At 46.7% G+C, this 23,331-nt stretch carries 25 protein-coding genes; 14 read left to right on the top strand and 11 right to left on the bottom strand.

Annotated features, from left to right (window positions below; all coding sequences use genetic code 11):
* Positions 1-136: 136 nt before the first annotated feature.
* Genes YWE_RS0124325 through YWE_RS0124340 form a run of 4 tightly spaced genes read left to right on the top strand, consistent with a single transcriptional unit; the run spans position 137 to position 2,515 of the window.
* A complete protein-coding gene (locus YWE_RS0124325) occupies positions 137-508 on the top strand; it encodes an ArsC family reductase (RefSeq protein ID WP_029096780.1) in 372 nt (123 codons plus the stop codon).
* On the top strand, positions 508-1,644 hold the full coding sequence (gene dapE / locus YWE_RS0124330) for a succinyl-diaminopimelate desuccinylase (RefSeq protein WP_029096781.1): 1,137 nt from the start codon (positions 508-510) through the stop codon (positions 1,642-1,644). The genes YWE_RS0124325 and dapE overlap by 1 nt, the downstream gene beginning before the upstream one ends.
* Positions 1,641-2,321: a M15 family metallopeptidase gene (locus YWE_RS0124335; protein WP_029096782.1), complete on the top strand. Its 681-nt coding sequence runs from the start codon at positions 1,641-1,643 to the stop codon at positions 2,319-2,321. The genes dapE and YWE_RS0124335 overlap by 4 nt, the downstream gene beginning before the upstream one ends.
* Positions 2,318-2,515 carry a YpfN family protein gene (locus tag YWE_RS0124340; protein ID WP_029096783.1) on the top strand — a complete coding sequence of 66 codons (198 nt, stop codon included), beginning with the start codon at positions 2,318-2,320 and terminating at the stop codon, positions 2,513-2,515. Before YWE_RS0124335 ends, YWE_RS0124340 begins: the two co-directional genes overlap by 4 nt.
* Positions 2,516-2,724: 209 nt before the next feature.
* On the opposite strand, the gene YWE_RS28610 is transcribed toward YWE_RS0124340, so the two are convergent.
* Positions 2,725-4,776 carry a tRNA(Met) cytidine acetyltransferase TmcA gene (locus YWE_RS28610; RefSeq protein ID WP_227659973.1) on the bottom strand — a complete coding sequence of 684 codons (2,052 nt, stop codon included), beginning with the start codon at positions 4,774-4,776 and terminating at the stop codon, positions 2,725-2,727.
* Between the two features lie 276 nt (positions 4,777-5,052).
* On the opposite strand from YWE_RS28610, the gene YWE_RS0124355 reads away from it, so the two are divergent.
* Positions 5,053-5,418 (top strand): hypothetical protein, encoded by a 366-nt coding sequence (locus YWE_RS0124355; protein WP_036017071.1) that lies wholly within the window; start codon positions 5,053-5,055, stop codon positions 5,416-5,418.
* A 198-nt stretch (positions 5,419-5,616) separates the two neighbouring features.
* Here YWE_RS0124355 and YWE_RS0124360 read toward each other — a convergent pair whose 3' ends face one another.
* Together YWE_RS0124360 and ypfJ are read right to left on the bottom strand one after the other, a co-directional pair.
* Entirely contained in the window at positions 5,617-6,069 is a 453-nt protein-coding gene (locus YWE_RS0124360; protein ID WP_029096785.1) for a DUF441 domain-containing protein, read from the bottom strand.
* An 81-nt stretch (positions 6,070-6,150) separates the two neighbouring features.
* Entirely contained in the window at positions 6,151-7,029 is an 879-nt protein-coding gene (gene ypfJ / locus YWE_RS0124365) for a KPN_02809 family neutral zinc metallopeptidase (RefSeq protein WP_029096786.1), read from the bottom strand.
* 226 nt (positions 7,030-7,255) lie between these two features.
* Here ypfJ and YWE_RS0124370 point away from each other — a divergent pair, with 226 nt between their 5' ends.
* On the top strand, positions 7,256-7,738 hold the full coding sequence (locus YWE_RS0124370; RefSeq protein WP_029096787.1) for a WapI family immunity protein: 483 nt from the start codon (positions 7,256-7,258) through the stop codon (positions 7,736-7,738).
* A gap of 53 nt (positions 7,739-7,791) precedes the next feature.
* Here YWE_RS0124370 and purC read toward each other — a convergent pair whose 3' ends face one another.
* The 3 genes from purC to dapA form a co-directional block, all read right to left on the bottom strand.
* Positions 7,792-8,505: a phosphoribosylaminoimidazolesuccinocarboxamide synthase gene (purC, locus tag YWE_RS0124375; protein WP_029096788.1), complete on the bottom strand. Its 714-nt coding sequence runs from the start codon at positions 8,503-8,505 to the stop codon at positions 7,792-7,794.
* A 166-nt stretch (positions 8,506-8,671) separates the two neighbouring features.
* The gene (gene bamC, locus YWE_RS0124380) at positions 8,672-9,706 is read right to left on the bottom strand and encodes an outer membrane protein assembly factor BamC (protein ID WP_029096789.1); all 1,035 of its coding nucleotides are present in this window, start codon (positions 9,704-9,706) and stop codon (positions 8,672-8,674) included.
* Positions 9,707-9,722: 16 nt separating this feature from the next.
* The gene (dapA, locus tag YWE_RS0124385; RefSeq protein WP_029096790.1) at positions 9,723-10,601 is read right to left on the bottom strand and encodes a 4-hydroxy-tetrahydrodipicolinate synthase; all 879 of its coding nucleotides are present in this window, start codon (positions 10,599-10,601) and stop codon (positions 9,723-9,725) included.
* 144 nt (positions 10,602-10,745) lie between these two features.
* Here dapA and YWE_RS0124390 point away from each other — a divergent pair, with 144 nt between their 5' ends.
* Both YWE_RS0124390 and bcp read left to right on the top strand, forming a co-directional pair.
* Positions 10,746-11,315, top strand: a complete 570-nt coding sequence (locus YWE_RS0124390; RefSeq protein ID WP_029096791.1) for a glycine cleavage system transcriptional repressor — start codon at positions 10,746-10,748, stop codon at positions 11,313-11,315.
* Positions 11,316-11,317: 2 nt separating this feature from the next.
* Positions 11,318-11,788 carry a thioredoxin-dependent thiol peroxidase gene (gene bcp, locus YWE_RS0124395; RefSeq protein ID WP_029096792.1) on the top strand — a complete coding sequence of 157 codons (471 nt, stop codon included), beginning with the start codon at positions 11,318-11,320 and terminating at the stop codon, positions 11,786-11,788.
* A gap of 83 nt (positions 11,789-11,871) precedes the next feature.
* Here the strand turns inward: bcp and YWE_RS0124400 are convergent, their stop codons facing one another.
* Positions 11,872-12,939, bottom strand: coding sequence for an AI-2E family transporter (locus YWE_RS0124400; RefSeq protein ID WP_029096793.1), 1,068 nt, complete (start codon positions 12,937-12,939; stop codon positions 11,872-11,874).
* A 480-nt stretch (positions 12,940-13,419) separates the two neighbouring features.
* On the opposite strand from YWE_RS0124400, the gene bepA reads away from it, so the two are divergent.
* From bepA to YWE_RS0124415, 3 genes are all read left to right on the top strand, one after another.
* Positions 13,420-14,889, top strand: a complete 1,470-nt coding sequence (bepA, locus tag YWE_RS0124405) for a beta-barrel assembly-enhancing protease (protein ID WP_029096794.1) — start codon at positions 13,420-13,422, stop codon at positions 14,887-14,889.
* A 15-nt stretch (positions 14,890-14,904) separates the two neighbouring features.
* Positions 14,905-15,255, top strand: a complete 351-nt coding sequence (gene arsC, locus YWE_RS0124410) for an arsenate reductase (glutaredoxin) (protein WP_029096795.1) — start codon at positions 14,905-14,907, stop codon at positions 15,253-15,255.
* Positions 15,256-15,564: 309 nt separating this feature from the next.
* Complete coding sequence (locus tag YWE_RS0124415) at positions 15,565-16,005, top strand: hypothetical protein (RefSeq protein ID WP_036017072.1); 441 nt, start codon at positions 15,565-15,567, stop codon at positions 16,003-16,005.
* A gap of 70 nt (positions 16,006-16,075) precedes the next feature.
* Here the strand turns inward: YWE_RS0124415 and hda are convergent, their stop codons facing one another.
* From hda to upp, 4 genes are all read right to left on the bottom strand, one after another.
* A complete protein-coding gene (gene hda, locus YWE_RS0124420; RefSeq protein WP_029096797.1) occupies positions 16,076-16,783 on the bottom strand; it encodes a DnaA inactivator Hda in 708 nt (235 codons plus the stop codon).
* Between the two features lie 90 nt (positions 16,784-16,873).
* On the bottom strand, positions 16,874-18,145 hold the full coding sequence (locus YWE_RS0124425; protein ID WP_084167198.1) for a uracil-xanthine permease family protein: 1,272 nt from the start codon (positions 18,143-18,145) through the stop codon (positions 16,874-16,876).
* 189 nt (positions 18,146-18,334) lie between these two features.
* The gene (locus YWE_RS0124430; protein WP_029096799.1) at positions 18,335-19,234 is read right to left on the bottom strand and encodes an endonuclease/exonuclease/phosphatase family protein; all 900 of its coding nucleotides are present in this window, start codon (positions 19,232-19,234) and stop codon (positions 18,335-18,337) included.
* Between the two features lie 183 nt (positions 19,235-19,417).
* Positions 19,418-20,044 carry a uracil phosphoribosyltransferase gene (upp, locus tag YWE_RS0124435; protein ID WP_029096800.1) on the bottom strand — a complete coding sequence of 209 codons (627 nt, stop codon included), beginning with the start codon at positions 20,042-20,044 and terminating at the stop codon, positions 19,418-19,420.
* 312 nt (positions 20,045-20,356) lie between these two features.
* Between upp and YWE_RS0124440 the strand changes: the two genes are divergently transcribed.
* The 3 genes from YWE_RS0124440 (at position 20,357) to purN (ending at position 23,136) form a co-directional block, all read left to right on the top strand.
* Positions 20,357-21,292 carry a M28 family peptidase gene (locus YWE_RS0124440; RefSeq protein WP_029096801.1) on the top strand — a complete coding sequence of 312 codons (936 nt, stop codon included), beginning with the start codon at positions 20,357-20,359 and terminating at the stop codon, positions 21,290-21,292.
* Positions 21,293-21,460: 168 nt separating this feature from the next.
* Complete coding sequence (gene purM / locus YWE_RS0124445; RefSeq protein ID WP_029096802.1) at positions 21,461-22,498, top strand: phosphoribosylformylglycinamidine cyclo-ligase; 1,038 nt, start codon at positions 21,461-21,463, stop codon at positions 22,496-22,498.
* Positions 22,498-23,136 (top strand): phosphoribosylglycinamide formyltransferase, encoded by a 639-nt coding sequence (gene purN / locus YWE_RS0124450; protein ID WP_029096803.1) that lies wholly within the window; start codon positions 22,498-22,500, stop codon positions 23,134-23,136. The genes purM and purN overlap by 1 nt, the downstream gene beginning before the upstream one ends.
* Positions 23,137-23,331 lie beyond the last annotated feature (195 nt).

Consider the following 23,331-nt stretch of genomic DNA (forward strand, 5'->3'; position numbering starts at 1 on the left):
TTTCGCACTATTATACCAATAAATGGTAGATTTATTCTTTGGTCGATCCTGACTTTATCAGCCCTTTGCTGAACGTACTAACCTGCGACAGGCCGTCCGCTTGTACTTATGATTCTAAATTGATGAGGGACTTCGTTTGAAAACGCCATATAGCCTCTACGGCATTAAAAACTGCGATACCATAAAAAAAGCCCGCCGTTGGCTGGAAGAGCATCAGGTTGACTACCGTTTTCATGATTATCGCACCGATGGCTTAGATGAAGCACTAATACAGACGCTGATTGACCATCTTGGTTGGGAGGCCCTGCTCAATACCCGTGGCACCACATGGCGTAAGCTGACTGATGAACAAAAAGCAGCGACCAATAATGAAGCATGCGCAAAAGTGCTGATGCTGGCTCAGCCCTCAATCATTAAACGCCCGGTCCTGGCCCTGAATGATTCCGATCGTATGTTGCTGGGCTTTTCTGCTGACAGCTATCAACAGTTTATTGATGGGGTGAAATAATGTTCTGCCCAGTAATCACTTTAGCCCAGCAGCTCATTAAGCGCCCTTCGCTGAGCCCCAACGATGAAGGTTGTCAGCAGATTATGATCGATCGGCTGAAGGCCATCGGCTTTACCGTTGAACCGATGAACTTCGGCGATACGCTGAACTTTTGGGCTCACCGAGGAGGAAGTGCGGGCGCTCCTACGCTGGCATTTGCCGGGCATACCGATGTCGTTCCTACCGGTGATGAAAAACACTGGAATCAATCACCTTTTGAACCCACCATTCAGGATGGCTTTCTTTACGGCCGCGGTGCAGCCGATATGAAAGGTTCACTGGCTGCAATGGTGGTTGCCGCAGAACGTTTTGTCGCTGCAAATCCTAATCATCAGGGCCGCTTAGCCTTTTTAATTACCTCTGATGAAGAAGCCAGCGCGGTTAACGGTACGGTAAAAGTCGTTGAGGCTCTGATGGCTCGCCGTGAGCGGGTCGAGTATTGTCTGGTCGGTGAACCGTCGAGTACTGAACGGGTGGGTGACGTAGTAAAAAATGGCCGCAGAGGCTCTATAACTGCAAACCTGACGGTTCATGGTACCCAAGGCCATGTTGCATACCCCCATCTGGCTGACAATCCGGTTCACAAAGCAACCGCATTTATCAGCGAATTGGTGAATACCGAATGGGATCGGGGTAATGAATTCTTCCCGGCAACCAGCATGCAAATCGCCAATATACATTCCGGAACCGGCAGTAATAATGTTATCCCGGGTGAACTATTTATTCAGTTTAACTTCCGCTACAGCACCGAGCTCACCCACGAACAAATTGCCCGTAAGGTTCAGGAAATGCTGCAGCGCCACCAACTGCGCTACAGCATAGAGTGGAATCTGTCAGGAAAACCGTTCTTAACTCCGCGCGGAAAGCTGGTTGACGCGGTCTCTCATGCCGTTGAGTACTACGCTACCACCGCCCCACAACTGCTGACCACCGGTGGTACTTCGGATGGCCGTTTTATTGCCCTTATGGGAACACAGGTTGTTGAGCTAGGGCCGGTCAATGCCACCATTCATAAAGTGAATGAGTGCGTTAAAGCCTCAGACCTTCAGTTGCTCAGCCGAATGTATCAAAAAATAATGGAACAGTTACTGGCATGATCACCCCCGAAATGTTGACCGGTCAGAGTACGGAACACTTGGCCTGTTTAAGCGGAAACCACCGGCTACAGCCTGCGGCAGTCAGCGCCTTTTTTGAATTACAGACGGCGGCTAAGCTGGCTGGGTTTAACCTCCAGCCGGCCAGTACATTTCGTGATTTTGCCAGACAGCGGGCTATATGGAATGAGAAGTTTTCCGGCATTCGTCAGGTGATGGATGCCCAAAGCCAGCCGATGGACATCTCAACTTTAGGTAATGGTGAGCGCTGTTGTGCGATTCTACGCTGGTCGGCGATGCCCGGAGCCAGCCGCCATCACTGGGGGACAGATCTGGATATCTACGATCCGGATTTATTACCCGAAGGTCAAAAGCTGCAGCTCGAACCTTGGGAATATCAGGAAAATGGCTATTTCTACCAGCTAACTTTGTGGTTAACGGCTAACATGAGTAAATACGGTTTCTATCGCCCATTTCATCATGACCGAGGGGGCGTAGCGGCTGAACCATGGCACTTAAGTTATTATCCGCTGGCGCAAGAGGCTGAACGCTTACTCACGCCAGAGATTTTACTTAGCGCATGGGAAAATCAGGATATTGCAGGCTATGACTGGCTCAGCCAGCATATTGAGTCAATATTTGAACGCTACATCACCAACATTGACGGGGTATGCTTATGACATGGTTAGCTGACTACTGGTGGATCATTCTGGTTATTTTGGTCGGTATTTTTATTAACGGCATCAAAGCCCTGAACAAAATCAATTATAAAGGCTCACTTAACGATCCGTCTAAACTTCCGCCTCACCGGGATAACAACGCCCAGTGGGATAAAGAAGATGATGATGAATGGAATAAAAACAAGAAGAAATAGTGAGGGTGTCAGACTCATTTTCCGGATAAATTTATCGGCGCTGAAAAGTTCTATTACAGTTAGTACATACACTACATCAATAATGCTAAAATTTATCCCAATAGAATTAATTTATTAGTCCGTAACCCAAAGGCCGCAATAATTATTGTGACCTTTGGGATTAACTCAGATAAAACAGTCCACGCTTAATACGCCGGCTAAATAGCAGGTTAACTTCCACACTCAAGCGGAATTATGCCTAAAACCCAATCTTTCCAGTAGCGGCTCTTCTGCTTATCCAATAACGTCAGCGCTTGCGCAACTTCATATCGCCAAAGCTTAATCAGTTCCTTTTTACCGCTAACGCCTGATAGCTGGACTAACTCGTCTAGCCTATAGCGCTGCTCTAGCATCATCCTAACCCATCGACATTCAACGTCGGGGTGTCTTAATAATCGATACAGCGATACCTGAGTGGCATCCGGCGTTCTGAGCGCAAAAGCAAAACCAGCCAGACTCAGCCAGTCATCATCGTCTAAAGCGACAGGTGCAATATCATTGATACATTCAGGCCGAAAACCATTAAGCAGTTGGCCCAGAAGAAAGTGACGTTTAGACCTTTTAGTGAGCATTATTGCTCGCTGAGTAAAAGGAACCAGTGCCATTGCGGAATAGCACCCGCTACTGGCCTCTTTATGGCTTCCCATATGAATCAGTTCAAAACCACATGCCTGCCAGAAAGACCAAAGTTCATCGGTATAGCCGAAGCTGACAGAAAGGTAGTCCAGCCCCCGGTCCTTAGCCTGCCGGATTTGGTCACTGACCAGACTTTTGGCAATACCCTGACGTCGTAACGACGATATTACTGCGATCCGACTTATTCGGGAGGAAGATAACTGCGGAGCAAGATATTCAGAACCATGAGCCGCCAGCGATTGCGCCACCAAATTCCCGCGGGGTCTTCGGCGTCCGGCCCATACCTCACGGGCTAAGTCGGCAGATAGTCCGCCTTCATCGACTGACCAGAGTGCCGCAATGACACCATTATCTTGGCTTAATCCGACGCTGAATGACATTCCCGGAGCATCGAACAGGCGGCGTAAATCCAGCGGACTGGTGCGGTAATGAGCGCTGGTTAACAGACCATAAAACTGAGTCAGTAACGCCGGCTGTTTAGCCAACTGCGGCCGATCGATATGCATAACGGTTTGTAGCCGCTCCGCCGTCTGTTCTAAGCTGTCTTCAGCGTCCATCAGCAGTGCGTGATTCATCACGCGCTCCAACGGATCGTTATCAGCCCAGCGCACCGGCCGATTTAGCGATAAAATCTGGTGTTCGGGTAATCCGGCACAGAACTTCAATAAAAAGCCCCGGCCACTGCCCTCATATCCCTGAACGGTGGTTGTCAGTAATATTCGGGGGAAAAATGCGGATAGTTGATACAGCACTGACGCAGGAATAGCGGCGGCTTCATCAATAATCAGCCAGTCAACGCCTTGGGGCTTAGTCATTCGACACTGTTCCAACAGCCCATCAGGAGAAAAGAATGTCACTTTCCCATTGCTCCATGACTGCAGCGTGTCAGTCGATGCCTGAGCCGGAGCCGTAAGCCAGCATTTACCCGTACCGGGCCAATCGCTGGCCATCATACCGGCAAGGGCTGATTTACCCCGGCCACGTCCGGCAATCAATACATAGGTGCCATGCTCAGCACTGAATAACGTTGCCAGCAGGTTTTGCTGTTCTGCCGTTGGTGAGCCGTCAGGAGGTAACCAATCACAACGGGCTGAGAGCAAATTAAGAGTTACAGGATGGTGCTGTCGCAGCAATATCACATCACTATCAGCCATTATCTGTTGCTGAAAGTGATGAATAAAATTAGGTGTACTTATCGGTTGTGAGCACTCGCTCCAGCGCAGACTGTCAGCGTCCTCTCGTTGTGGCCAGCGATGCCATTCAGGGACCATCATCACCAGTATACTTCCGGCAGCCAAGGTGCCGGAAACCGCCGCTAATGCCTCGGCGTGCAAGCCTTGGGTAGCATCAAATACGGCATGTCGAAACTCAGAGCCCAGCAAGTTATTAACCGCAGAAGGCCTGCGTTGCAGGTAAGGGTAATCATCGATAACACGATCGGAGATCCACGGCCAGTCACCGGGATATTGACGAGTAAAAGTAAGTGCCTGCTCATAGCACCATGCGGGGTCTCCGCTTAAAATAACCAGACGACGGACGCCGTAATCCGACATTTGATTGAGGCAGGAACTTAACTCTATGTTCATAAAAGCGTTATCTGTCTGCGGCGGATAAAGAGCGATTATAGGCAATATATAACACAAGACATATGATTTTAATCACCCCTGCCATTGATACCATCAAGCAAAGCATTTGTTATGGTGCAAATGAAGCTATCAAATCCAGCTAACAATGATTGATTACGTAATAACTGGTGCGAACAATACGCTATCCCAGCTTAATACTTCACAATACAATGCTAATCGCTCGGATGATAATCGGCGGCATAACGCAGTAAATCGCATGCAATCAAGGAAATTCTAATGGATTACCAATTCGACAATAATGAATTAAGGGCCAAGCTTCTGGTTGAAAAGTACCAATTTCAATTTAAGGAAGAACATCGCGCTGAAGTTAAAATGCATTTGAAAAACGAAATTGACGACTATCAGTCGGGTAGCAGCGAGTACTTACGTTTTCTATGCGGCTACCTCTTCTGTATCGGTCATAAAGAGGATTTAGCTCTTATCACAATGGCTAAAAAATCAATTAATATGGATGTTGGTACGATGATTGATTCACAGTGGTTAAGCAGTCTGGAAAATGATGGTGCAGAAGATGAATATACCCGAAGTCGGGCAGCAATAATTGACGAGTTTATTCGTTACTATACCCATTATTTTTCATAATATGTGTCAGCATCAGGGCAATAAAGTAACCTCGTTTTAATGACTCTATTTAGGCTGGGTTTGATAAATCAGCTAATTGACCGCCAGAAAACGAATCACTTCGGCTGTATAAAAGTTCCCATCGAACTCACCGGAGGGTGAGCGATTAGGGTAGTAACATAAATCAAATACAAACAGAACGCGGCTGAAGCAAGAATATCAGGTCTTACCAATAATCAGCGATACCATACCTGCCGCAATTAACGGGCCAACCGGTACGCCTTTAAAGAAGGCCACACCGATAATGGTGCCCACTAATAGCCCGGCAACGATGCTTGGCTGGCTGGCCATAAGGGTTACGCCTCGTCCGCCCAGCCATGCGACAGCGATACCAATAATAATTGCCGTCAGAGACTTCCAGTTAACAAAAACCTGCATCAACATCGCCGGTGTCATTTTCCCGTTAGCTAACGGAGCCATAACGGCAATAGTCAGAATAGTAATCCCGATGGTCAGGCCATACTTTTGAACTGCCGGAAAAGCGGCTTCAAGAGGGGTAAGGCGAAGGATTAATAGAACCAGAATGGCAATAGTCACCGTATTGTTATGACTAAGAATACCCAGCCCCGCTAAGACCAACAAAACAATTAGCGTAGGATCAATATTTGGCATGGCAGCTATCTCAAGGTTGTGTATGGAATTATTGCGCCGGGTTAATCACCCGGCACAAAGCATACTCCAAATTACTTGAGATTATAATTTATCCGTCGCAAATGTATTGCATTGCTTAAAGTCGCCGCTATCAAACCCGCGTTTAAACCAGGTATAGCGCTGCTGTGACGTTCCGTGGGTAAAGCTATCGGGAATAACCCGACCGGTACTTTGCTTCTGTAAGCGGTCATCACCGATGGCTTCAGCGGCGTTAAGCGCCTCTTCCATATCGCCCAGCTCAAGCACCTGCTGATTCTTCATGCTGTTACCCCAAACGCCGGCAAAGCAGTCAACCTGCAGTTCTTGTTTAACGGACAGGCGGTTGACTTCAGCTTCACTGCGGGCCTGCTGTTGAAGCCCGCGAACCTTATCGCTGATCCCCAGTAAGTTTTGCACATGGTGCCCGACTTCATGGGCGATAACATAGGCCTGAGCAAAATCACCGCCGGCTTTTAGCTTATTTTCCATATCCTGATAGAAGGAAAGATCGATATAAACGGTTTTATCTGCCGGGCAATAGAAAGGCCCCATCACCGACTGCCCGGTACCACAGCCGGTTCGGGTGGCACCGCGGTATAGCACCAGCTTAGGATCCTGATAGGTCCCACCCTGAGTCTTGAATATTCCGGCCCACGTATCTTCCGTTGAAGCTAAGACCACGGAGGTGAACTTAGCCATCTCATTATCCTGAGGTGTAATGGGCTGGCTCTGCTGAGTTGTCGGAGCACCGTCATTTCCCGTTAGTAACGGTGTTAAATCGACGCCATAATATCCGGCAACCAGGACAACGACTAATAGCAGAATACCGCCCTTTCCACGCGGAACCCGAAAATTACCACCGCCCAGCCCACCGGAAGGTCGACTGGAATCACTACGGCGGTCTTCAACATTGTCACTTTCCCGACGGCCTTGCCAACGCATAATCTTATCTCTCATTATCTGCGGCCCAAACAGTCAGGCCGGTACTGAATTATATAGCTTGAATATAAGTATATTAGTCAAAGCAAAAAAATCCTGCTTAATTACACATTGCTCGTAATATTTAATCTACCTATTGGCTGTTACAACATTGGACTAGAATAGAAAAAACCGTGAGTAAACCACGAATCTAAGCTCAAACCAGAGATAAAAATAAAGGAGGGTATCGGTGCTTAAGTTCATCAGCAATCGAGATAATATTCACTTTGAATGCGAAATTGTTGGCTATCAGTTCCCTGAGATCGCCGATGAGTGGTGTTTATTACGGATCAAAGTTATTTATAGCGACCAAGTTTTCGAAAAAATCGATCCGACGTTGGAAACGATGGACCTGCCGAAACTTCATCACTGGTTTAGCGCATTAGCAAATAATACTCTGCCCTATTCCTCTCACGTTTGGTTCACAGAACCCTGTATAAATTTTAGTTTTAACGGATACAGAGATGGCTTGGTTTATATCTCTATCGAACTAGCTTACGAATTAGAGCCCAACTTCAAAATTGATTCTCATACTGGGTATGACACACAGGATGAAGAAAACCAATATGAACCATTTATCATTTCGTTTGCTCTTGCTCCTGATGATTTTAAGGCTACGTTAGAATATTTAGATCAAGTAATGGAACAATATCCAAAACGCCGCCTAACATGAAAAGCAAAACTGGCTATATCTCTATAGCCAGCCCGACGTAATCGATTGCGTATTTAGTCCAAATTAATACCAAGACGGTGTGCAACCTCTTCGTACGCTTCAATCAGGCCACCTAAGCTCTGGCGGAAACGGTCTTTGTCCATCTTGTTTAGCGTTGCTTTATCCCACAGGCGGCTACCGTCCGGAGAAAACTCATCGCCTAATACCACTTCGCCCTTAAACAGGCCAAACTCAAGCTTGAAATCCACCAGAATCAGTCCGGCGTCATCAAATAATTTGCTCAGAACCTGATTGGCTTTATAACTCAGCTCTTTCATACGAGCCAGATTAGCATCGCTGACCCAACCAAAGGTGTGGCAGTAAGATTCGTTAATCATCGGGTCGTGCATCTCGTCATTCTTTAAAAACAGATCGAATAACGGTGGATTTAATACCAGCCCTTCTTCAATGCCTAAACGACGAACTAATGAACCTGCTGCGCGGTTACGGATAACACATTCAACCGGTACCATATCTAACTTTTTAACCAGCACTTCAGTATCTGACAGCAGGCGTTCCATCTGCGTTGGAATACCGGCTTCTTCCAGCTTGGTCATAATGAAATGGTTAAACTTATTGTTGACCATTCCCTTACGATCAAATTGCTCAATGCGTTGACCATCAAGCGCCGACGTATCATTACGGAATTCCAGAATTAGCAGGTCCGGATTCTCGGTTGTATAAACTGTTTTTGCCTTACCACGATAAAGTTCGGCTAACTTTTGCATCTTCAGTTTTCTCCGTTGATTTCAAGTTGAAGGATTCTTACCTATACCCGAAATAATCCGAATTGCAGGAAGGAGGCAAATGAACGGACACCGCCTACGCACCTACAGCTTGAAGCATCACGGGTATAACAGTAGAAAATATAAAGGGGCCTTAAGCCCCTTTTAATTATTTGGTCATACTCCGGTTAAACGCAGACTGCAATACTGCAACCAGAGCGTTATTTTCCGATTCTTTTAGAACCTGTCCTTTGGCATCGATAAATTGCAAGCTGCTGCGGTTATCTAAGTCGCCCACTTGCAGTTTGTAATCGCCATTCTTCAGCTCAGGATCGGCCACGTTGAGTGCAGACCAGTTGCTGGAGGAAGATTTAAAGCTCATGGTGATCAAACCCTGAGGACGGTTACGATCGTCAATCTTCATGCCAATGCTTTCTAGCACGTCCGGTAAACGTTCCCAAACCACGTTGTAAGGCGCGCGGACAATCACCACCGGAAGACCGGTATCATCACGTCCACCCTGCAGAATAATGCTGCCTGTGGTTTGAGCTAAACGGCTGGCGTCCAGATCGCGCTGAGTTTTATCTAAAGATTCAATAATACTGTTCAGCATGCTGATGCTATAGCGTTGAATGCTGGCCGGGTCATTAATACTTTGGTCGCCCGTTTTCAGCTCCAGCACTTTGACCATAAGGACGTTTTGATAACCCTGTGATTGAACGCTGATTTGATAACGAGCCTGATGCGGCGCATTTTCATCTTCACGAGTCCAGTTAATCCAGTCGGTTGTCAGCGTCTGGTTAGCATCCTGACGGTCGGCAATCTTATAGTTCTTCTGCCCCATAGCCGCAATCACTTGTGACCACAGCGCCTGATTTTGAGCGTTATTTTCTAATGCCAGAGAGGCAACGTTATTACTATATTGCACTCGTGAACCCGTCATTAAGGCCAGAGGTTGAGCAGGAGGACGAATATCCAATGCCAAGCCTACTTTACCCTCTTTTACTGCGACGTTTCTTAAAGCATATTCACCATTCTGAAGCGGTAAGATCATCCCAGTCGGTGCATGTAGCTCTTTTAGCTCAGGGGCTTTCAAATAGTCTTCATTGCCACTCACCTGATGTTTGTATGTCTGATCGTTAGAACACGCAGCCACAAGCATGACCAGTGAGACACCTACTATTTTCTGTAATGAATGAACCATTAAATCTTCCTAAAATTTATAGCAAACCCGCAGACTTTAACGCCTGTTCAACAACCGGACGGGCAGATTCTGCCAGCGGTGTCATAGGTAATCGCATGGTATCGCCGGCGATAAGGCCTAAACGATGACATGCCCATTTAACCGGAATAGGGTTTGACTCAACGAACAGTTTATAATGCAACGGCATTAGTCGTTCATTAAGACAACGCGCCTCAGTAAAGTTTCCTTGAGCCGCTAATTCACATAGTTGAGCAATTTCTTTGGCTGCAATATTTGCCGTAACGGAAATAACACCGTGACCGCCTAATTGCATAAATTCTAATGAAGTCGCATCGTCGCCGCTGAGTAATTTAAAGTCGTTACCAACCAGCGCCTGAGTCTGACTAACACGGCTTAAATTACCCGTTGCATCTTTTAATGCCACGATATTAGGAACTTTAGCCAGCCGCGCTACGGTTTCAGGTAACATATCGCAACCTGTGCGGCCCGGTACATTATATAAAATTTGTGGTAAATCAGTATGTTCAGCAATTGCTTTAAAGTGCTGATAAAGCCCTTCCTGCATTGGCTTATTATAATACGGTGTAACTGACAAACAGCCAACTACGCCAGTATCATTAAAATGTTGAGTCAGTAAAATAGCTTCAGCCGTCGCATTCGCACCGGTCCCGGCAATAATCGGAATCCGTCCATCCGCTAAATCCAGCGTTAACTTTACAACATCCACGTGTTCATTGTGATTTAAGGTGGCTGACTCTCCGGTAGTACCTACGGAAACTATTGCGGCGGTGCCGCTAGCCACATGATAATCAATCAGTTTTTTTAAACTGGCGCGATCGACAGTACCATTTGCATCCATCGGCGTAACCAGCGCAACCATACTACCCGTAAACATAAGCCATTCCCCTTTATAGATATGTTAACCATGGTACTTTTGACCAATAGAGAAAAGCAAGCAACAACATCACTCTAACTGCTTGTCTGGGTGATTTTTTTATGTTTACCATATGTATCACCTTTTTTAGGCAGGAAGTATAACGTGCCCCAGCAATCTGAATATTACCTTGTCATTACCGCATTGGGTACTGACCGTCCTGGTATTGTTAATACTATTACCCGACATGTTAGTAGCTGCGGCTGTAATATTGAGGATAGCCGTCTGGCGCTGTTAGGTGAAGAATTTACTTTTATTATGTTGCTGTCCGGTGGCTGGAGCGCGATGATGCTATTAGAATCAACGCTGCCGCAGAAGGGTGTGGAGTTAGATCTTCTTATTGTGATGAAGCGCACAACTCAACACGAACGCCCTCCTATGCCAGTTACGATGTGGGTCAAAGTAGAGGTAAAAGATTCACCTCACTTAATTGAACGCTTTACTAACTTATTTGATGCAGAAGAAACCAGCATTGCTGAGCTAACGTCAAAAACCAGTATTTGCGAAATAACTAAAGATCCGACACTCTATATTGAGATGACATTACACAGTGCGCTTACGGGCTCACAAAAGATTGTTGAACAAGATTTTCATTGCCTCTGTACAGAACTCAATGCACAAGGCAGTATTACTATCGTTATCAATCCACAGCATGAAGAAAAGGACGGAAACTAGTGATAAATCCATTAAAAGCCGGTGATACCGCCCCAGAATTTACACTCCCGGATCAAGATGGTGAAGATATTAGTCTCACTGACTTTCAAGGGCAGAGAGTTCTTGTCTATTTTTATCCTAAAGCAATGACCCCGGGCTGTACCGTACAAGCCTGTGGATTACGGGATAATATGGACGAGCTTAAAAAGCTGGGCGTCGAAGTTTTGGGCGTAAGTACTGATAAACCAGAGAAACTATCCCGTTTCGTTGAACGCGACCTGCTGAACTTTACGTTATTGTCTGATGAAGAACATAAAGTCTGTGAGCTGTTCGGCGTTTGGGGTGAAAAAACCTTTATGGGGAAAACCTATGACGGCATTCACCGCATTAGTTTCTTAATTGGTACTGACGGTAAAGTTGAGAAAGTCTTCGATGACTTCAAAACCAATAACCACCACGAAATCGTTTTAGATTATTTAAACGGCAAAAACTAACTCCCCATTTATAATAAAAGAGGGGCTATCTCAACGGATAGCCCCTCTTTTTAGCTCACCATGTTATGGCTTTGATATCTTCTTTAATCTAAATTTTCGGCGATCAAATCATCAGGCCAGACATGAATAACCGCCTTAACTAAGGTTGCCAGCGGGATAGCAAAGAACACCCCCCAAAAACCCCATAATCCGCCAAAAATGACCACCGATAAAATGATCACCAGAGGATGAAGATTAACCGCCTCTGAGAACAGGAACGGCACTAATATATTGCTGTCCAGCCCCTGAACCACCAGATAGGCCATAAACAGCGTCCAGAAGTCAGGTCCGACACCCCACTGAAACAGAGCAACGATAAACACCGGGATCGTCACAATGACTGCGCCGATGTAAGGTATAACAACCGAAATACCCACTAAAACCGCCAGCAGTAAGGAATAACGCAGATCCATCGCCCAAAAAACCAGATAGGTTGCGACACCAACGATGACAATCTCAACCACTTTGCCACGGATATAGTTAGTGATTTGCTGATTCATCTCGATCCACACCTTACCGGCAAGACCGCGGTTACGCGGCAGGATGCGATGGAAGGCATAAATCATCTGCTTCTTGTCTTTGAGTAAAAAGAACACCATCAATGGGACTAAAATCAGATAAATGGCCAGCGTAAATAACCCTACCAGCGACGCCATTGAATATTTAACCACTGACTCGGCAAAGCCCATCATTCGGGTACGCAAGTTTTCAGCCATCAGGTCGACAATACCCGCATCCATTAAGGCCGGATAGCGAGCCGGGAGCGTTGCAGCAAAATCGTGAAACTGATTGAGCATTTTGGGCAAGTCGGTTAATAAATTAACCCCCTGCTGCCATGCCGCCGGCATAACGACTAATGCCGCCAGCGCCGTAATGCCCCCGAACATAATCAGAACGCCACCAACGGCCAGCCCGCGGGATAACCCCGTACTTTGTAGCTTAGATGTCGGCCACTCAAGCAAGTAAGCCAGCACCAGCGCGACCAATAGCGGTGCCAGAATATTATGGAAAAAATAGATAACACCAAAGCCAACCACTAAAATAATCAGTAGAGCAACAGCCTGGGGATCGGTGAAACGTCGGCGATACCAACGTAACAACATATCCAGCATATACAACCTCCGGAATCAATCAGCTAAGCAACAGAATCTCTATTCAGCGCTTCATATAGATTCAGAAAAAACCTATAGGAAGAGCAAAATAAACGGGACAAAACCTAATAATTATTGTCTATGTTTAAAGTGTGTTAAACCGGACTCATCAGGAAAACCATCCGTTGATAATCCGATACATATACAACATAACAATAATAATTTATTGTTAATCTTCAGCTCAGGACGGTTGTAAATCAGAACACTCGCTATAATAGCAATAAACATGCCCTGTAACGATAACATTTCAGGTCATAACATGATTTAGTCTGGAATAAAGATTTTATAAAATAGCACATTTACATCAAATAGTTACACCAAAGCTAACGGTGAATCATCTCCATGAGCGATCCGCTGTTGCTGTAAAAAACCGTATTATGGAAATCAACTTCATACGGAAGGTGTAAAAGTTAAATACTAACTTCTGGAACCTATACCACTATGTCCACCAGCCTACGTAAATCTTTGCTCGTTACCCTTTTGGGCAGCACGTTACTATTTCCTATGGCAATCCCTGTGGTTACCGCTGATACAACAACAGATTTACCCGATATCGGCACCACGGCCGGAGGGACTTTAACCATCAATCAGGAACTGTTGATGGGTGACTTTTATGTGCGTCAGTTACGCGCCGGCGCCCCGTTGATCTATGACCCACTGTTGATGTCTTATATTAACGGACTGGGGCAGAAACTGGTTTCTAATGCCGATACCGTGCGTACCCCCTTCCATTTCTATCTGATTCAAAATGACGAAATAAACGCCTTCGCCTTCTTCGGCGGAAACGTAGTACTGCATTCATCGCTGCTGCGTGAAACTGACAACGAAAGCCAGTTAGCTTCGGTTATGGCCCATGAAATATCTCACGTGACTCAGCGCCACTTAGCCAGAGCGATGGAAGAGCAGCAGCGTAATGCGCCGCTGACTTGGGTGGGAGCCTTAGGTTCTATTCTTATCGCTATGGCTAACCCTCAGGCGGGTATGGCGGCGCTAAGCACCACGCTGGCCGGTACTCAGCAAGGAATGATTAGCTTTACTCAGGCTAATGAGCAAGAAGCCGACCGTATCGGTATTAAAGTCCTTCAACGTTCAGGCTTTGACCCTATGGGTATGCCTGACTTTATGCAGAAACTGGCCGATAAATATCGTTACGCCAGTAAACCGCCAGAAATGTTACTGACCCACCCAATGCCCGATAGCCGGATGTCTGACACCCGCGGCCGGGCTAACCAAATGGGCCATAAAGATATCCCTTCTTCGCAAGATTATTTATTTGCTAAGTTCCGGGTACTTGGTATGTATGGCGGCCTTGGTGGCTTGGATACCCATATGCTGGACAGCTACGCTCAGGGCAGCGCCCGCGAACAGCTGGCAGCGCGCTATGGTCGGGCTATCATCAGCTATAAAGCCAAGCAGTACGATCAGGCTCGCTCGTTAATACAACCAATCTTAGCCCAGCAGCCCAATAATCCGTGGTTTTTGGATTTAATCACCGATATCGATCTTGAACAAAACCGAGCTCCTGAAGCCATCAAGCGCCTCGAGCAGGCGATTAAGAGTCAGCCATCTAATCCGGTGTTGCAGTTAAATTTGGCCAATGCCTATCTTGAAGGTCGCCAGCCGGCACAGGCTGCTAAACTGCTGTATCGCTATACCTACGCAAACCCTGAAGATCCAAACGGCTGGGACCTGTTAACCAAAGCCTCAGCGGACCAAGGCAAACGGGCGGAAGAGCTATCAGCCCGGGCTGAAAGCATGGCGTTAGTTGGGCGGTTAGATCAATCTATCAGCATGCTGGCAGCCGCCAGCTCAGCCTCCAAAGTAGGCAGTTTAGAACAGGCCCGCTACGACGCCAGAATCGATCAACTACGCCAACTACAACAACGATTCAAACAATTTGACAAGTCTTAAGCAGGAGTGCCTTACATGACCAAGAGTGTCACCATTTATCATAATCCTCGCTGTTCTAAAAGCCGGGAAACCCTGGCCCTGGTTGAAGCTCAGGGCATTCAGCCACAGGTTGTGCTTTATCTGGAAACGCCACCGGATCACGCGGCAATTAAAACGCTGCTAAAACAGCTTGGCTTTGATTCTGCTCGCCAGCTTATGCGTACAAAAGAAGATCTCTACAAACAGTTAAATCTGGCTGATGCATCCGAAGAGCAGCTTATCGCGGCAATGGTCAGCAATCCAAAGCTGATAGAACGCCCGATCGTTATCGTTGGTCATCAGGCCCGTTTAGGCCGCCCGCCTGAGCAGGTACTTGAAATTCTTTAAGTATCTTGGGTGCCGGCATTAACCTGCCGGCACAACGCCAACCGAATCGATACTGGCCGAAGGCAATGAAATAGTGGTAACATTTGCTATACGTTGGGTATAAACCAGAGACCTAATAAGGGCTATTAGATTGATATAAAATGGATTTATATCAAGCAGGATATATCTAAAATAATTCGAGTTGCATTGCGACAGCAAGAGAGTCAGTCCCGATGAGCCTACTCAAGTAAGTGATTCGGGTGAACCAACGTGACTAACAAAAATGCAACTTGAAGTATGACGGATATAAAATAAATAAGGATATACAGAATGAATTACAAGCATGTTGCTCCGCTCTTATGGAGCTCATTGTTGCTGGTTAGCCTGAGCACAGCGTTACCGGTGCAGGCTAATGACCCTCTTCCTAAATTAGAACAAACCCGCCTGTTTACTCAAATTGCTCACAACTGCCAGGATGTCGATATGCAAAACTGGCAACATCCGACGCGAAAAGTGCTGACCAACCCGAGCAGTGAAATTCTGCAGATTAAACTGTGTAATGATAAAAGCTACCCGGTATTCTTTTTGAGGCTGAAATATGATCCCCGAGGGCAAACGTCTAATTATTACAAGCCGTTATATAAAAAAATGAGAAAAGCTAACGGCAATCATCCCTATACTATCGTATCGGTTGAAGATAACCTGATAATGAATATCAGCTATCGCTCGATGGGTATGGCTGACGTTGATTACCAGCGCTATCAACCTTAACGAACAGAATATGAGTGGCCTAAAAAGATAAACAGGAAGATAAACGGAAAGGTCAATATTGAGTCTGAAATTAAAGCGCCAAAGCCTCTTTCACAAACGGGATCGTCAGCTTACGCTGAGCGGTAATTGAGGCGCTGTCCAGATGATCCAGCGTAGCAAACAGCGTACGCATATCCCGATCTAAACGTTTAAGTAAAAAACGCCCTACGTCCTCAGGAAGCTCAAAACCACGCAGCTTAGCCCGCAGAATCAACGCCTGAAGCTTATCGTCATCTGACAGTGGCTGAAGCTTATAAATCTGCCCCCAGTCAAGGCGGGAAGCCAGATCCGGTAGTGACAGATCAATCTGACGAGGCGGACGATCGCCGCTGATAAATAGCCGGGTAAATCCGGTTTCCAAAATGCGGTTATACAGGTTGAAAATCGCCATTTCCCACTCTTCATCACCGGCAATGCATTCGATATTATCGATACACACCAGGGCCAGCTGTTCCATTCCATCTAATACTTCCGGCACAAAATAGGCGCGCTTATCTAAAGGAACATAGCCCACGGCCATTCCCTTTTGCGATAACTCAGCACAGGCTGCATGTAACAGATGGCTTCGGCCTCCGGCATCGCCGGACCAAAAATAGATATAGGTACTGTGTTCCTGCTCCAGAGCCGAATGAACAGCCGCAAGCAACGACGCATTTTCGCCGGGATAAAAGCTGGCAAAAGTCTCATCATCAGAAAGATAAAGAGGAAATGATAGCTGCGTCGATGTATTCAGAAACACCTCAAACCTAAAAGATCGGAAAACCGGATCAGTTTATCACAGAGGGATCCTTCGGAGAACCGGCAACACACTGTGCTGCCGGTTAAGGGATCAATGTGCTGAACTGCTTGGCTCATGTGGCGGAGCTTTTGGCAGAATCAGATTCAGTACGATGGCAATGACACCACACAGGCTGATACCTTGCAGAGAGTATTCACCGAAGTTAAATACCATTCCGCCGATACCAAAAACCAAAACGATAGATACGATGCACAGGTTACGCGCAACCGACAGGTCAACCTTATTCTTAACCAGAATATTGATACCAACCGCAGCAATCGAACCAAATAGCAGCACCATAATACCGCCCATCACCACGGAAGGAATGGTATTCAGGAAAGCACCAATTTTACCAATGAAGGACATAAAGACAGCCCAGCAGGCGGCAAAGGTCATCACCATCGGGTTAAAGTTACGCGTCAGGGTTACCGCACCAATAACTTCAGCATAGGTAATACAAGGCGGTCCACCCAGCATCGCCGCAGCCGAGGTCGCCAGCCCGTCGCCGCCCAGCGTACGGTGCAAACCAGGGTCTTTGGCATAATCTTTACCGGTTACTGAACTGATTGCCATAATATCGCCAACGTGCTCAATGGTCGGGGCGATAACTACCGGCAACATAAACAGAATGGCCTGCCAGTGAAACTCAGGGGTAGTAAAATTAGGTACGGCAAACCAAGGCGCATCGAGCACCGGCTGGAAATTAACTAATCCCATCCCCAGCGCAGTCAGGTAGCCCACCACGATACCAGACAGAATCGGAATCAGGCGGAATATCCCTTTGGCCCATACCGCAACCAATAACGTCGTTAGCAGAGATAACATGGAAATAAACAGCGCTGTACTGTAGTTATCTACAATAACAGAACCGCCATCCCCGCTTTTACCCAACGCCATATTCACTGCGGCCGGGGCCAGCGTCAGGCCGATGATAGCAATCATCGGTCCGGTAACCACCGGCGGCAGTAACACTTCAATAACTCTTGAACCACGCAGCTTAATCAGCCCGCCGAAAATCATATACATCACACCGGCAGCCAGCAGACCGCCCATTGTGGCCGGAATTCCCCAAGTCTGAACCCCATAATGAATCGGAACGATAAACGCGAAAGAAGAGGCTAAAAAGACCGGCACTTTACCTTTAGTACACAGCTGGAACAGTAGCGTTCCGAAACCGGCGGTAAACAGTGCCACGTTTGTATCTAATCCAGTGATCAGCGGTACCAGTACTAACGCACCAAATGCGACAAACAACATCTGTGCACCTACCAGAATATTTTGCCAGGCAGGGGGCTGCGCGCCGGTCATTGACGGCTGTTGCATAGAATAAACCTCTAGTTTTGAGTGATGATAGTGTCTTATCCGGCTTGAGATAACCCGCTCCGGAACGCCTTGCCTACTACAACGTACTTATTATATTTATCTTGTTACTGCTGCTAATTGGTTGGTTAGCTGAAAAATTTACTAACCAACGGTCATAAAAATGGACGATCCAGTCGCCCATTTTATATTCTATTGTTCAATCATCCTTAGCTCAGCCACTAAGGGGAGATGATCGCTGACGGCAGGCCAGTTGATGCCTTGCCATTCACCCGTGGTATTCGGGATGGTCAGATTATCCAAGTGCCAGCGTTGAGCATTACCGGTAAAAATATAGTCTACTTTTATCTCGGCGTTTTCAGCAGGCCAACTGCGGCCGTCTTTATTCTCCGGCTGGATATCATTCCAGTAACGGGTCAGCTCTTGCCAGGTCACACTCTTAGGCACGTCGTTCATATCACCAAACAGCAGCTTAATGCCGCGAATTTCGATGGTACGATCGTTAAGCTCCCTGACTTGCTCCAGGCGCATTGTCGGGTCTTCTTTAGTATCTAAGTGGGCGTTAATCACTGTAATTGGTGCGGCAAAACCCGGAACGTCTACTTTAGCGGTAAAAGCAATGCGCTGTTCACGCTGGCCAGAAGGCAGCGGATAAATCACCGGATCTTTAATCGGATGCTTAGATAAAAAAGCAACGCCATACTCACCGCCGTCAAAATCAATTGCCCGGCCAAAAGCACCGTACATACCGGTTAGCTTCATCAACTCAGCTAACTGATCGACTTTGCCGCTGCGGGCAGTCAGTTTATCAACCTCTTGCAAAGCAACGATATCGACATTCATCGCTTTAATTGCTTTGGCAATCTCGGTCATATTGCTGACTTTACCGGCAGCCATATTGAAAGAGGCCACCTTTAATACTGGCGCTTCAGAAAGAGAAAACGTTTTATTTTGGATGCCGCCAAGCGCGCTGGCTACTTCACGGCTATTGGCATTGCTATTAGCATTACTTACCGGTGCTTCACTACTCCAGACCGGAGCAGACATAGACAGAGAAAATACCGCAGCTAAAAAATAATGGTAACGTGACATACGGAACACCTATTTTTGTAACGACCAGTCATAACGGCCAGACTGTGCATTTATCGATGGTGACTAATGAACACAGCCATAACGTCACCAACAATAGTATCGGGTTATAACGTCCCTGTTTAACATCCGGATAATTTAAGTTTTATCGTTAACTATCCGGATATAGGTCGATAATCTTAAGGATTATTTAGTCCCAAAAATCTTATCACCGGCGTCGCCCAGCCCGGGGATAATATAGCCTTTATCGTTCAGCCCTTCGTCGATAGAAGCAGTATATAACTCAACGTCCGGATGGGCTTTTTCTAATGCAGCAACGCCTTCAGGTGCGGCAACCAGTACCAGCACTTTAATTGAATGACAGCCGGCTTTTTTCAGTAAATCTATGGTCGCAATCATTGAGCCACCGGTTGCCAACATTGGGTCAACCACCAGCGCCATACGCTCTTCGATATTGGAAACTAACTTTTGGAAGTATGGCACAGGCTGTAGGGTTTCTTCATCACGATAGATACCTACTACGCTGATACGGGCACTTGGAACATGTTCCAAAACGCCTTCCATCATGCCTAAGCCTGCACGCAGGATAGGAACAACCGTAATTTTCTTACCTTTAATCTGGTCAATTTCGACCGGGCCGTTCCAGCCGTTGATGGTCACTCTTTCAGTTTCTAAATCGGCCGTTGCTTCATAAGTCAGCAAACTACCCACTTCAGAGGCTAATTCACGGAAACGTTTAGTGCTGATATCCTCTTCGCGCATCAGGCCAATCTTATGCTTAACCAGCGGGTGTTTAACTACAACTATCTTCATTTATTTATTCTCCCCATATCGCAAAATGGCGCACTGTTCTCAAAAAAATCGGCAAATTATACCTGATATTGAGGGTAGCGTGGCAAAGAAATGCATGATTAAGATCATAATAGGCTATAGATCATTCGAATAATGTTAGCTAAGGCGTTTTATTCGCCTATCATCTTATGATGCGAATTGAATTACATTCATGCATACCCTAAGGTGATAAATCAGAACGGATAATGGAATGTAGTGCCATAAGGAGGTTGGTATATGCCAATGATGATTAAAATAAGAAATATTCTTCGCTGTATCGTCGGTGCCGGATTAATGGCCACAACGGTCGTCATAACGTCCTGTAGTCTATTTACCCAGTCTTCCGTTGAAGCCATACCTAGCACTCCCCCAGAAGTCTCCGCACAGCAACTCATGGCACACGTTAAACAATTATCTGAGACCTACCACCCACGGGATTACACCCATTTAGATAACCTGAATAACACCGCTGACTATATTAAACATCAGTTTGAATCCTATTCGACCAGAGTCACAGAACAACCGTTTCTGGTCAGAGACAATTATTACCGCAATATCATCGCCCGTTTTGGCCCTGAAGAGGGGGAGTTAATCGTTGTTGGCGCTCATTACGATTCTTACGGCCTGACTCAGGGGGCAGACGATAATGCCAGCGGCGTTGCAGGCATATTGGAACTGGCTCGATTATTAAAACAGAACCCGCCAACCCGCCCGGTCGAACTGGTGGCCTATAGTCTTGAAGAGCCGCCGTTTTTCGGCACTGATAGTATGGGGAGCGCTTACCATGCAGGCAAATTAGCCGAGTCAGGCCAAGCGGTAAAGCTAATGATGTCGCTGGAGATGATCGGCTATTTCAGCGATGAACCCGACTCTCAGAGCTTCCCTCTTAATATGATGAAACGTTTATACAGCGACAAAGGTGATTTTATTTCCGTTGTCAGCAATATGGATAATCGCCAAATAACCGCTCAGGTTAAAAGCTTGATGATGGGTGCCAGCGATCTTCAAGTCTATTCCCTCAATGGTCCGGCCATCGTTCAAGGCATTGATTACTCAGATCACTATCACTATTGGAATTTTGATATTCCGGCTGTCATGATCACTGACACATCCTTTTACCGTAATCACAACTATCATAAATACAACGGGGATACTTGGGACCAGTTAGATTATGATCGTATGGCTAAGGTTGTTAAAGGGGCCTACGCCGTAATTGAAAATATCCAATAACCCCTTTGTCGCCCGAAACTATTCGGCTGATATGCCGGCGATTAATCTATGCGCTTTAGTTTTTGTGAATAACGTTTTTGTAAATAAATAACCCTAGGCAAACGTTTGCTATGACTGATAGAATTAGCGCGTTTCTGGCTAAAATCACCTACCCACGGGGAACCCGCAGTGACCGATAAAACCTCTCTAAGCTACAAAGACGCTGGCGTTGACATTGATGCCGGTAATGCTTTAGTCGATCGAATCAAAGGTGTTGTAAAGCAAACCCGCCGTCCGGAAGTTATGGGTGGACTCGGTGGATTTGGAGCACTCTGCGCCCTGCCACAAAAATATCGCGAGCCTATTTTAGTCTCCGGTACCGACGGTGTAGGAACTAAGCTACGTTTAGCCATGGATTTAAAACGCCACGATACTATCGGTATCGATTTGGTGGCGATGTGCGTCAACGACCTGATCGTTCAGGGCGCTGAGCCGCTGTTCTTTTTAGATTATTACGCAACCGGAAAGCTGGATGTAGATACTGCCGCCAGCGTAATTACCGGTATTGCTGAAGGTTGTAAACAGTCAGGCTGCGCACTGGTTGGTGGCGAAACGGCTGAAATGCCGGGAATGTATCACGGTGATGATTATGACGTAGCCGGTTTCTGCGTCGGCGTGGTAGAAAAATCAGAAATTATCGACGGCAGTAAAGTCGGTGAAGGTGATGTGCTGATCGCCCTTGCCGCCAGCGGCCCGCACTCCAACGGTTATTCATTAGTACGCAAAATTCTGGAAGTCAGCAAAACCGATCCGCTGACCACCCAACTGGCCGGTAAGCCATTAGCCGACCACCTGTTGGCCCCCACGAAGATCTACGTGAAATCTATCTTACAGTTGCTTGAGAACATCGAAGTACATGCCATTGCTCATATTACCGGCGGTGGCTTCTGGGAAAATATCCCGCGCGTACTACCTCAGGGTACTCAGGCTGACATTGATGAATCCAGTTGGCAATGGCCGGACGTCTTTAACTGGCTGCAGCAGGCAGGTAACGTTAGCCGCTATGAAATGTATCGTACCTTTAACTGTGGCGTAGGCATGATTATCGCACTGCCGGCAGAAAATGCCGACAACGCGATTGCTCAGCTAAACGCCACCGGAGAAGTGGCATGGAAAATCGGCAAAATTAGCGCATCGTCTTCTGATGAGCAGGTGGTTATCCGCTAATGAAAAATATTGTTGTGCTGATTTCCGGTAGCGGCTCCAATCTTCAGGCAATTATTGACGCCTGCCAAAGCGGAGCAATTAACGGCACTATTCGCGCTGTATTTAGCAATGTATCTGACGCGTACGGTTTAACCCGTGCGCAACAGGCTGGCATTGCGACTGAAGTGGCAGAACCCAAAGGTTTTGCCGATCGTACCGCTTACGATATTGCGCTAGCCGACCGAATTGACCACTATCAGCCGGATCTGATTGTATTGGCTGGCTATATGCGCATTCTTAGTCCGGCATTCGTCAACCGATATAGCGGCAAGCTACTGAATATCCACCCTTCCCTGTTGCCTAAATACCCAGGACTCCATACGCACAGCCAGGCGTTAGCCAATGGCGATCAAGAGCATGGAACTACGGTCCACTTTGTTACCGAAGAGCTGGACGGTGGACCAATTATCCTGCAGGCAAAAATCCCCCTCTCAGCTAGCGATACTGAAGCCGATATTATTGGCCGGGTTCAGGTTGAAGAGCATCGGATTTATCCGTTGGTCGTAAGCTGGTTTGTTAACGGCCGCCTCGCAATGCGAGAGGGTAAGGCATGGATGGATGATCGAGTTTTACCCGCTCAAGGATATACCGCTAAGTAAACAAACTTCCGTTTCTACGGGGCCTGTTTATGGCCCCGATTCTCTTTTACCAGAGTTCAATCCTTCCTATAGTACCGACGGTTCAGGCCAAGAAGGCGTCTGTCTAATTTCAGATAGGCCTTGCCTAATTTACCGGAGTATATCTAAGCTATAAGTAGGTTCTGCAATCGCAAATTGCATTTATTTATCCATTTT

The sequence above is a fragment of the Budvicia aquatica DSM 5075 = ATCC 35567 genome, assembly GCF_000427805.1.
In the GTDB taxonomy this organism is placed as follows: Bacteria; Pseudomonadota; Gammaproteobacteria; order Enterobacterales; family Enterobacteriaceae; genus Budvicia; species Budvicia aquatica.

Bases quoted from the DNA above. Each gene is read 5' to 3' on its own strand.
- dapA (WP_029096790.1), bottom strand. From the start codon at position 10,601: ATGTTTACGGGTAGTATGGTTGCGCTGGTTACGCCGATGGATGCAAAT.
- YWE_RS0124400 (WP_029096793.1), bottom strand. From the start codon at position 12,939: ATGCTGGATATGTTGTTACGTTGGTATCGCCGACGTTTCACCGATCCC.
- YWE_RS0124355 (WP_036017071.1), top strand. From the start codon at position 5,053: ATGGATTACCAATTCGACAATAATGAATTAAGGGCCAAGCTTCTGGTT.
- YWE_RS28610 (WP_227659973.1), bottom strand. From the start codon at position 4,776: ATGAACATAGAGTTAAGTTCCTGCCTCAATCAAATGTCGGATTACGGC.
- YWE_RS0124440 (WP_029096801.1), top strand. From the start codon at position 20,357: ATGGCCACAACGGTCGTCATAACGTCCTGTAGTCTATTTACCCAGTCT.
- upp (WP_029096800.1), bottom strand. From the start codon at position 20,044: ATGAAGATAGTTGTAGTTAAACACCCGCTGGTTAAGCATAAGATTGGC.
- bepA (WP_029096794.1), top strand. From the start codon at position 13,420: ATGTCCACCAGCCTACGTAAATCTTTGCTCGTTACCCTTTTGGGCAGC.
- dapE (WP_029096781.1), top strand. From the start codon at position 508: ATGTTCTGCCCAGTAATCACTTTAGCCCAGCAGCTCATTAAGCGCCCT.
- purC (WP_029096788.1), bottom strand. From the start codon at position 8,505: ATGCAAAAGTTAGCCGAACTTTATCGTGGTAAGGCAAAAACAGTTTAT.
- arsC (WP_029096795.1), top strand. From the start codon at position 14,905: ATGACCAAGAGTGTCACCATTTATCATAATCCTCGCTGTTCTAAAAGC.
- YWE_RS0124360 (WP_029096785.1), bottom strand. From the start codon at position 6,069: ATGCCAAATATTGATCCTACGCTAATTGTTTTGTTGGTCTTAGCGGGG.
- YWE_RS0124430 (WP_029096799.1), bottom strand. From the start codon at position 19,234: ATGTCACGTTACCATTATTTTTTAGCTGCGGTATTTTCTCTGTCTATG.
- YWE_RS0124340 (WP_029096783.1), top strand. From the start codon at position 2,318: ATGACATGGTTAGCTGACTACTGGTGGATCATTCTGGTTATTTTGGTC.
- YWE_RS0124415 (WP_036017072.1), top strand. From the start codon at position 15,565: ATGAATTACAAGCATGTTGCTCCGCTCTTATGGAGCTCATTGTTGCTG.
- bamC (WP_029096789.1), bottom strand. From the start codon at position 9,706: ATGGTTCATTCATTACAGAAAATAGTAGGTGTCTCACTGGTCATGCTT.
- YWE_RS0124425 (WP_084167198.1), bottom strand. From the start codon at position 18,145: ATGCAACAGCCGTCAATGACCGGCGCGCAGCCCCCTGCCTGGCAAAAT.
- purN (WP_029096803.1), top strand. From the start codon at position 22,498: ATGAAAAATATTGTTGTGCTGATTTCCGGTAGCGGCTCCAATCTTCAG.
- ypfJ (WP_029096786.1), bottom strand. From the start codon at position 7,029: ATGCGTTGGCAAGGCCGTCGGGAAAGTGACAATGTTGAAGACCGCCGT.
- YWE_RS0124335 (WP_029096782.1), top strand. From the start codon at position 1,641: ATGATCACCCCCGAAATGTTGACCGGTCAGAGTACGGAACACTTGGCC.